General features: G+C 73.7%; 10 protein-coding genes. 8 read left to right on the top strand and 2 right to left on the bottom strand.

All coding sequences use genetic code 11. The annotated features are described in order from the left end of the window. Positions 1-162 precede the first annotated feature (162 nt). Entirely contained in the window at positions 163-981 is an 819-nt protein-coding gene (locus A2U95_RS14995; RefSeq protein WP_166022764.1) for a serine hydrolase domain-containing protein, read from the top strand. A gap of 87 nt (positions 982-1068) precedes the next feature. Here the strand turns inward: A2U95_RS14995 and A2U95_RS14990 are convergent, their stop codons facing one another. Next, the gene (locus A2U95_RS14990; protein ID WP_166025236.1) at positions 1069-1719 is read right to left on the bottom strand and encodes a pirin family protein; all 651 of its coding nucleotides are present in this window, start codon (positions 1717-1719) and stop codon (positions 1069-1071) included. A 137-nt stretch (positions 1720-1856) separates the two neighbouring features. Between A2U95_RS14990 and A2U95_RS14985 the strand changes: the two genes are divergently transcribed. The 5 genes from A2U95_RS14985 (at position 1857) to A2U95_RS14965 (ending at position 6897) form a co-directional block, all read left to right on the top strand. Continuing rightward, positions 1857-3086, top strand: coding sequence for a PucR family transcriptional regulator (locus tag A2U95_RS14985; protein WP_420856996.1), 1230 nt, complete (start codon positions 1857-1859; stop codon positions 3084-3086). Between the two features lie 89 nt (positions 3087-3175). After that, a complete protein-coding gene (locus A2U95_RS14980; protein ID WP_166022762.1) occupies positions 3176-4087 on the top strand; it encodes an ACP S-malonyltransferase in 912 nt (303 codons plus the stop codon). Between the two features lie 25 nt (positions 4088-4112). After that, positions 4113-5144, top strand: a complete 1032-nt coding sequence (locus tag A2U95_RS14975) for a ketoacyl-ACP synthase III (protein WP_166022760.1) — start codon at positions 4113-4115, stop codon at positions 5142-5144. A 90-nt stretch (positions 5145-5234) separates the two neighbouring features. Next, a complete protein-coding gene (locus A2U95_RS14970) occupies positions 5235-5483 on the top strand; it encodes an acyl carrier protein (RefSeq protein WP_108953593.1) in 249 nt (82 codons plus the stop codon). Positions 5484-5622: 139 nt separating this feature from the next. Beyond that, on the top strand, positions 5623-6897 hold the full coding sequence (locus A2U95_RS14965) for a beta-ketoacyl-[acyl-carrier-protein] synthase family protein (RefSeq protein ID WP_166022758.1): 1275 nt from the start codon (positions 5623-5625) through the stop codon (positions 6895-6897). 70 nt (positions 6898-6967) lie between these two features. On the opposite strand, the gene A2U95_RS14960 is transcribed toward A2U95_RS14965, so the two are convergent. Further along, entirely contained in the window at positions 6968-7462 is a 495-nt protein-coding gene (locus A2U95_RS14960) for a DUF3145 domain-containing protein (RefSeq protein ID WP_166022756.1), read from the bottom strand. Positions 7463-7794: 332 nt separating this feature from the next. Between A2U95_RS14960 and A2U95_RS14955 the strand changes: the two genes are divergently transcribed. Next, a complete protein-coding gene (locus A2U95_RS14955; protein WP_166022754.1) occupies positions 7795-8667 on the top strand; it encodes an SGNH/GDSL hydrolase family protein in 873 nt (290 codons plus the stop codon). 10 nt (positions 8668-8677) lie between these two features. Beyond that, on the top strand, positions 8678-9431 hold a 754-nt coding region (locus A2U95_RS14950; protein ID WP_166022752.1), incomplete at its 3' end, for an aldose epimerase family protein.

The raw sequence follows: 9431 nt of genomic DNA, 5'->3' as shown, positions 1-9431 counted from the left end.
CCCGCGGGCGGCGGTGACCGCCTGGTTCCGGGAGCGGGGCCGCGGGGCGGGCCGGCCTGAACGCGCCGGCCGGGGGCGGGCCGCCGCACGCCCCGCCCGGCTCCGCCCGCAAGCCCGGCCCCTCGGTGCGGCCGGCCCCGTGATCCCCCTACGCTCTGCGGTATGAACAGCTTGGCGATGATCGAGACCTGGCCCGTCCCCACCGCCGCGGCGGGCGTCGTGCGGTCGGACGGCACGGTGGCCGGCGTGCACGGCCCCGCCGGCCACCGGTTCCCGCTGGCCTCCGTCACCAAGCCGCTGGCCGCGTACGCGGTGCTGGTGGCGTACGAGGAGGGCGCGGTCGAACTGGACGAGCCGGCCGGGCCCGAGGGCTCCACCGTCCGCCACCTCCTCGCCCACACCTCCGGTCTCGCCTTCGACGAGCCGAGGCCGATGGCCGCGCCCGGGGAACGGCGGATCTACTCCAACGCCGGCTTCGAGGAACTGGGCCGCCACGTGGAGAAGGCGACGGAGATGCCGTTCGCCGAGTACGCCCGCCAGGCCGTGCTGGAACCGCTCGGCATGACCGCCACCACGCTGGACGGCTCCCCCGCGAAGGACGGCGTCTCCACCGTCACCGACCTGCTGCGCTTCGCCGCGGAGGTGCAGGCGCCGCGGCTGCTGGACCCGCGGACGGTGCTGGAGGCGATGACCGTGCAGTTCCCCGGCACCAAGGGCGTCCTGCCGGGGTACGGCCACCAGAACCCCAACGACTGGGGCCTCGGCTTCGAGATCCGCGACGCCAAGTCCCCGCACTGGACCGGTTCCGCCTCGTCCCCCTTCACCTTCGGCCACTTCGGCCAGTCGGGGACCTTCCTCTGGGTCGACCCCCACGCGGGCCTGGCCTGCGTCGCCCTCACCGACCGCCCCTTCGGCCAGTGGGCGATCGACGCGTGGCCGCCGTTCACCGACGCCGTGCTGGCGGAGGCGGCGGCCCGCTGAGCCGTGCCCGCGGGCGGGCGGATTCCGCCCTCCGCCCGCCCGCGGGCACCCCGGCCGCCGGAACGGGCCGGACGGTGAGCTCCCGGGTCAGGCGGTGAACTCCCAGGCTAGGAACTCCGCCGCGGCCGCCGCCTCCGCCGTGAGGGCCCGCTCGCCGGTGACCCGGACCGCGTCACCCGGGGCCAAGGCCTCACCGCCCACGCGCAGTTCGCCCGAGGCGAGGTGGAGGTAGAGGGAACCCGCCCCGGGGAGGGCCACGTTCTCGCCGGGGTGCAGGCGGTAGGTGTGCAACACCGCCCCCGCCTCGGGGAGTTCGTACGCCCCGCTGCCCAGTTCCCGCACCAGCGTGTACCCCGGCTCCCCGCCCGCCGCGCGCGGCGTGAGCCACATCTGCAGGAACCGCAGCGGCGCCGTCCCGTCGTTGCGCTCGACGTGGCGGACGCCCGCCGCGGCGCTGAGGTGCTGGAGGTCGCCGGGACGCACCCGCCGCTCCCGGCCGCCGGAGTCGCGGTGGGTGAGCTCGCCCTCGAGGACCCAGGTCACGATCTCCACGTGGCGGTGGGGGTGCTCGTCGAATCCCGCGCCCGGCTCCAGCCGCTCCTCGTTGCACGCGACCAGCGGGCCGAAGCCGAGGTTGTCCGGGTCGTAGTGGGGACCGAAGGAGAAGGAGTGGCGGGTGGTGATCCCCGCGTCCGGGTCCCCGCCCGGGTACCGGTCGGCCGCTCGCCGTACGTCGATGGTCACGGCGGTCACGCTACCCGCGCCGCCCCCGGAACCTCCCGGGGCCCGCCACCGGCCGGGTGTGACGGTCCGCACACGTACCGTCTCCGACCCGGCGCGCCGCGCGGTGTCCGGCATGGGGCACCCTTGTGGGCGTGCCCGCACCAGATCCTTCCGAAGCCACCCCGCCCGGACACGGCCCGTCCGACGCCCACGCCCACGCCCACACCCATTCGGCCACGCTGAAACGGCTGGAGCGGTCGTCCGGCACCCTCGCCGCGCAGGCGATCGCGCGGATGGACGAGACGCTGCCCTGGTACCGGGCGATGCCGCCGGAGAACCGGTCGTGGATCGGTCTGGTGGCCCAGGCGGGCATCGCCGCGTTCACGGAGTGGTTCCGCCGGCCGCAGGCCCCCACCCAGGCGATCTCCACCGACGTCTTCGGCACGGCGCCGCGCGAGCTGACCCGTGCGATCACGCTGCGGCAGACCGTGGAGATGGTGCGCACCACCATCGAGGTGATGGAGTCCGCGATCGACGAGGTCGCCGCCCCCGGCGACGAGTCGGTGCTGCGCGAGGCGCTGCTGGTCTACGCCCGGGAGATCGCCTTCGCCACCGCGCAGGTGTACGCCCAGGCCGCCGAGGCCCGCGGCGCGTGGGACGCCCGCCTGGAGTCGCTGGTGGTCAACGCGGTACTCTCCGGCGAGGCCGACGAGGGCGCCGTCAGCCGGGCCGCGGCACTGGGCTGGAACTCGCCGGAGCACGTCTGCGTGGTGCTGGGCACCGCCCCCGACGGCGACAGCGAACTCACCGTGGAGGCGATCCGCCGCGCCGCGCGCCACGCCAAGCTGCAGGTGCTGACCGGCGTGCTGGGCCACCGCCTGGTGGTGATCGCCGGCGGCAGCGACCGCCCGCTGCACGTGGCGAAGTCGCTGATCGGGCCGTTCGCGGCCGGTCCCGTGGTGGCCGGGCCGGTGGTGCCGGACCTGCTGGCGGCGACCCGTTCCGCGCAGGCGGCGACCGCCGGCCTCAAGGCCTGCGCCGCCTGGCCTGACGCCCCCCGCCCGGTGCTGGCGGACGACCTGCTGCCGGAGCGCGCGATCGCCGGAGATCCCATGGCGCGCGAGCAACTGGTGGAGGAGATCTACAGACCGCTGGAGGAGGCGGGCTCCGCGCTGCTGGAGACGCTCAGCGTCTACCTGGAGCAGGCGAGCAGTCTGGAGGGCGCGGCGCGCATGCTCTTCGTCCACCCCAACACCGTGCGCTACCGGCTCCGACGTGTGACCGACGTCACCGGGTGGTCGCCGTCGGACGTCCGGTCCGCGTTCGCCCTGCGGGTGGCACTGGTCCTGGGCCGCCTCCAGGACGGCGATCACCCGGCATAGCCCTTTGTGCGGGTCCTACAATTAGCCCTCCTGTTCTTCGTCCCTGTCCCCACGGGCGGCCGTCGCCGTCTCCAAGAGAGAGTGTGAGAGTGCTCGTACTCGTCGCTCCCGGCCAGGGCGCCCAGACGCCCGGCTTCCTGACTCCCTGGCTCGAACTCCCCGGCGCCGCCGACCGCCTCGCCGCGTGGTCCGACGCGATCGGGCTCGACCTCGTCCACTACGGGACCGAGGCCGACGCGGACGCCATCCGCGACACCTCGGTGGCGCAGCCGCTGCTGGTCGCGGCCGGTCTGCTCTCCGCGTCCGCGCTCGGCGACGTCGTGCCGGGTGCGGTGGCCGGTCACAGCGTCGGCGAGATCACCGCCGCCGTCCTCGCGGGCGTGCTGGAGGACTCCGAGGCGCTGTCGCTGGTCCGCACCCGTGGCCTGGCGATGGCCGAGGCCGCCGCCGTCACGAGGACGGGCATGGCGGCGCTGCTCGGCGGCGACCCCGAGGTGACGCTTCCTCACCTGGAGAAGCTGGGCCTGACCCCGGCGAACATGAACGGCGCCGGCCAGATCGTGGCGGCCGGCACGACGGAGCAGATCGAGGCGCTGGTCGCGGACGCGCCCGAGGGCGTGCGCCGCGTGGTGCCGCTGCAGGTGGCCGGCGCGTTCCACACGCACCACATGGCGCCCGCGGTCGACAAGCTCACCGCGGCCGCCGAGGCGCTGGGGCCGGCCGACCCGAAGGTGGTCTACGTCTCCAACAAGGACGGCGCCAGGGTCTCCTCCGGCGCCGAGGTGCTGGAGCGACTGGTCGGGCAGGTCGCCAACCCGGTCCGCTGGGACCTGTGCATGGAGACCTTCAAGGAGCTCGGCGTGACCGCGCTCGTCGAGGTGTGCCCCGGCGGCACCCTCACGGGCATCGCCAAGCGCGCGCTGCCGGGCGTCAAGACGCTGGCACTGAAGACCCCCGACCACCTCGACGCGGCCCGCGCGCTCATCGCCGACCACGCCTGACGCCCCAGAAGGAGCCGACCGAAACATGTCGAAGATCAAGCCCAGCAAGGGCTCCCCGTACGCGCGCATCCTGGGCGTGGGCGGATACCGTCCCGCGCGGGTCGTGCCGAACGAGGTGATCCTCGAGACGATCGACTCCTCCGACGAGTGGATCCGGTCGCGCTCCGGCATCCGGACCCGTCACTGGGCGAACGACGAGGAGACGGTCTCCGCGATGTCCCTGGAGGCGGCCGGCAAGGCGCTGGCCGCCGCCGGGATCGCCGCCGAGCAGGTCGGCGCGGTCGTGGTCTCGACGGTGTCGCACTTCGAGCAGACGCCGGCCGTCGCCACCGAGATCGCCGCGAAGCTGGGGACGGACAGGGCCGCCGCCTTCGACATCTCGGCCGGCTGCGCGGGCTTCGGCTACGCGCTGACGCTGGCGAAGGGCATGGTCGTCGAGGGCTCCGCCGAGTACGTGGTCGTGATCGGCGTGGAGCGCCTGTCGGACCTGACGGACCTGGAGGACCGGGCCACCGCGTTCCTCTTCGGCGACGGCGCGGGCGCCGTGGTGGTCGGCCCGTCCGACGAGCCCGGCATCGGCCCCACGGTCTGGGGCTCCGAGGGCGACAAGTCCGACGTCATCAAGCAGACGGTCTCCTGGAACCGCTACCGCGTCGGCGACCTCGACGAGCTGCCGCTGGACTCGGCCGGCCGGGTGAAGTTCCCCGCCATCACCCAGGAGGGCCAGACGGTCTTCCGCTGGGCGGTCTTCGAGATGGCCAAGGTCGCCCAGCAGGCGCTGGACGCGGCCGGCATCGGGCCGGACGAGCTGGACGTGTTCATCCCGCACCAGGCCAACGAGCGGATCATCGACTCGCTGTTCAAGACGCTCAAGCTGCCCGAGACCGTCACCGTCGCGCGTGACGTCCGCACCACCGGCAACACCTCGGCCGCCTCCATCCCGCTGGCGATGGACCGGCTGATGGAGACCGGCGAGGCGAAGAGCGGCGACACGGCCCTCGTCATCGGTTTCGGTGCCGGGCTGGCCTACGCCGCGACGGTCGTTACCCTCCCCTAGGCGTTCCGTGCCGGACGATCGGGTCCGGCACGGACATGTGGACACAGAGCGCCACACCCTCAGAAATACCTCTACGAAGGAGCGCCCGACATGGCCGCCACGCAGGAAGAGATCGTCGCCGGTCTCGCCGAGATCGTGAACGAGATCGCCGGCATCCCCACCGAGGACGTCCAGCTGGACAAGTCCTTCACCGACGACCTGGACGTCGACTCCCTGTCCATGGTCGAGGTCGTCGTCGCCGCCGAGGAGCGCTTCGACGTGAAGATCCCGGACGAGGACGTCAAGACGCTCAAGACGGTGGGCGACGCCGCCGACTACATCCTCAAGCACCAGAGCTGAGCGTCCCTCGGCGTCTGATGCCAGGCCCCGCCACCCGGCAGCGTCTCCGCGGGGGGTGCCTCGCCTCCCCGGCAGAGGCACCCGCTGCGGCGACAGTGCGGTGGCGCCGTAATTCCTACCTCCTTGGAGAAGTGTTCCCGTGAGCCCGACCAATCGCACCGTGGTCGTCACCGGTATCGGCGCAACCACACCGCTGGGTGGTGACGTGGCCTCCACCTGGGAGGGCCTGATCGCCGGACGCTCCGGCGTCACCCCCCTCACCCAGGAATGGGCCGCCGACCAGTCCGTCCGCATCGCCGCGCAGATCGCGGTGGAGCCGACCGAGGTCATCCCCCGCCCGCAGGCCCGCCGGCTGGACCGTTCGGCGCAGTTCGCGCTGGTCGCCGCCCAGGAGGCGTGGGCCGACGCGGGGTACACCGGCAAGGCGGGTGAGGAGGGCGCGGGCGTCGAGCCCGAGCGCCTGGGCGCCGTCATCGCCTCCGGCATCGGCGGGGTGACCACCTTGCTGGGCCAGTACGACGTGCTGAAGGAGAAGGGCGTCCGCCGCGTCTCCCCGCACACCGTGCCGATGCTGATGCCCAACAGCCCCTCGGCCAACGTGGGCCTGGCCGTGAACGCCCGTGCGGGCGTCCACACGCCGGTCTCCGCCTGCGCCTCGGGCGCCGAGGCCATCGGCTACGCCATCGAGATGATCCGCAGCGGCCGTGCCGACGTGGTCGTCGCGGGCGGCACGGAGGCGGCGATCCACCCGCTGCCGATCGCCGCGTTCGCCAACATGATGGCGATGTCCAAGAACAACGACGACCCCGAGGGCGCCTCGCGCCCCTACGACACGGACCGCGACGGCTTCGTGATGGGCGAGGGCGCCGGTGTCCTGATCCTGGAGTCCGCGGAGCACGCCGCCGCGCGCGGCGCCCGCGTCTACGCGGAGGCGGTCGGCCAGGGCATCTCCGCCGACAGCCACGACATCGTGCAGCCGGAGCCGGAGGGCCGCGGCATCCAGGCCGCGCTGCGCAACCTGCTCGACTCCACCGACCTGGACCCGGCCGAGCTGGTCCACGTCAACGCGCACGCCACCTCCACTCCGGCGGGTGACATCGCGGAGCTCAAGGGGCTGCGCGCGGTGTTCGGCGACGACGCCGACCACATCGCGGTCTCCGGCACCAAGTCGATGACGGGGCACCTGCTCGGCGGCGCCGGCGGCGTCGAGTCCGTGGCCACGGTGCTGGCGCTGTACCACCGGCTGGCGCCGCCCACCATCAACATCAAGGAGCTGGACCCGGCGGCGGCGGGGCTCGCCGACGTGGTCCGCGACGAGGCGCGCAAGCTGCCGGTCGACGGCCGGATCGCCGCGCTCAACGACTCGTTCGGCTTCGGCGGCCACAACGTCGTCCTGGCCTTCCGGACGGTCTGAGGTCCACGGTCATGGAAGAAGGGCCCCCGCCTCCCGGCGGGGGCCCTTCTTCCATGACCGGCCGGCCGGCTCAGACGACCTGGTGGAGCCAGCGGACGGGGGCGCCCTCGCCGGCGTGGCGGAAGGGCTCCAGCTCGTCGTCCCACGGCTTGCCCAGCAGCTTCGCCAGCTCGGCCTCGAGCTCCGTCTCGCCCTTGTGCGCGCGGGCCAGCGCGGCGCGCAGCCGGTCCTCGGGGATCATGATGTCGCCGTGGATGCCGGTGACGGCGTGGAAGATGCCCAGTCCGGGCGTGCAGCTGTACCGCTCGCCCTCGGCTCCGGCGCACGGCTCCGAGGTCACCTCGAACCGCAGCATCTGCCAGCCCCGCAGCGCGGAGGCCAGCTTGGAGGCCGTGCCGGCCCTGCCCTGCCAGGACAGCTCGGAGCGCCAGGTTCCGGGGGAGGCGGGCTGCCGGATCCAGTCCAGGTTCACGCGGGCGCCGAGCACTCCGGCGACCGCCCACTCGACGTGCGGGCACAGCGCGCGTGGAGCGGAGTGCACGTACAGAACCCCACGTGTCGTCACCGAGAGGACCTCCCCAGAGCGGCGCGCTCGCCACGGACGGAACGGACGGACGGGGCTCCTGGGTTCCCGGCCGGCCGTCTGACGGCGTGTCGGGGGAGCCACGGAGCGAGGCTACCGTGCCGGAAGGGCAGGAGTGTGACGTACCGTCGGTCCCACGGCGGCGAAACACCGCCATTCACCCGGTGGGACGCTTGTACGGGTCGGCAAGGTCACAGCGGGGCGGCGACGGGAACTCCCGCACGTTCTCATGGTGAGGGGCACACCGTCACCGGTGCCCCCGTTCGCGCCGGCCATGGGCACCGGCCCGTGAGCTTCTGGAAGGAGTGCTGGGCATGCCGACCTCCCGCCGCGTCCGGCCGGGGCGCTCCGCCGTCGCGGCCGCGGTCTCGGCCGCCCTGCTGGCGCTGTCCGGCTGCGGCGGCCAGGGCGGCGCGGCGCCGCGTCCCGCGGCGTCGCCCTCGCTCCCGTCCTGGGACCGCTCGCCCGACTCGGTGGCCGCGGTCGGCGACTCGATCACCACGGGGTTCGACTCCTGCCAGGTCCTCTCGGACTGTCCCGGCGTGTCCTGGTCGACGGGGGACTCCCCGGAGGTGGACAGCCTGGCGTCCCGGCTGCTGGGCCGCTCGCAGGCGGCCTCGCGGAGCTGGAACCTCGCCGAGACGGGGGCCCGGATGTCCGACCTGGAGGGCCAGATGCGGCGGGCGGCCGCCCACCGGCCCGAGCTGGTGACGGTGCTGGTGGGAGCCAACGACGCCTGCCGCGGGTCGGTGCGGTCGATGACGCCGGTGGACACGTTCCGCGAGGAGTTCCGGGCGGCGCTGCGGACGCTGCGCCAGAAGTCCCCGGCGTCGCAGGTGTACGTGGCGTCGGTGCCCGACCTGAAGCGGTTGTGGGAGGTCGGCCAGGAGACGCCGATGGGCCGCGAGATCTGGAAGCTGGGCATCTGCCCGACGATGCTGGGGGAGGCCGAGGCCGTGGACCGCGAGGCCGTCGAGCGGCGGAAGAAGGTCAGGGACCGGGTGGAGGAGTACAACGAGGCGCTGGCCGAGGTCTGCGCGGCGGACCGGCGGTGCCGGACGGACGGCGGGGCGGTGTACGCGTACCGGTTCGGGGCGCGGCAGCTCAGCCGGTGGGACCTGTTCCACCCCAGTGTGGACGGTCAGGCGAAGCTCGCCGACATCGCCTACCGCGCGGTCACGGCCTAGGGTGGCGATCATGACAAGTGAACTCTTCGGCGCCCTCCCCGACGGCGCCCCGGTCCACCGGTGGACCCTGGAACGTGCCGGGGTGCGGGTGCGGGTCCTGTCCTACGGCGGCATCGTCCAGTCGGTCGAGACGCCCGACCGTGACGGGCGCACGGCCGACGTGGTGCTGGGCTTCGACGAGCTCGACGGGTACCTGAAGTTCACCGGCCCGTTCTACGGCGCGCTGATCGGCCGGTACGCCAACCGGATCGGCGGCGCCCGCTTCACCCTGGACGGCGTCGAGCACGTGCTGCCCCGCAACGACGGGCCGAACTGCCTGCACGGCGGGGACGAGGGCTACGACAAGCGGGTCTGGCGGGTCGAGCCGGACGGCGACCACGCGCTGCGGCTGTCCCGGGTGAGCCCCGCGGGCGAGGGGAACTTCCCCGGCCGTCTGGAGCTGTCCGCGGTGTACGCGCTCGAGGAGGACGGTTCGCTGTCGCTGGCGTACGAGGCGGTGACGGACGCGCCGACGGTGGTGAACCTGACCAACCACAGCTACTGGAACCTGGCGGGCGCCGGCTCGGGCACGGCGCGCGGGCACCGGCTGCGGCTGGAGGCGTCCCGGTACACGCCGGTGGACGACGCGAACATCCCCGTCGGCGGGCCGGCGGAGGTGGCGGGCACCCGGTTCGACTTCCGGGGTGCGGACGGGCGCCTCACGGGTGAGGGGTACGACCACAACTTCGTCCTCGACAAGGGGGTCTCCGCGGAGGCGCTGCCGG

It is taken from the genome of Streptomyces chilikensis, assembly GCF_001642695.1.
Lineage (GTDB): Bacteria > Actinomycetota > Actinomycetes > Streptomycetales > Streptomycetaceae > Streptomyces > Streptomyces chilikensis.
Note: the sequence above shows the minus strand (reverse complement) of the source record. Positions and strands in the feature narration are given on the sequence as shown.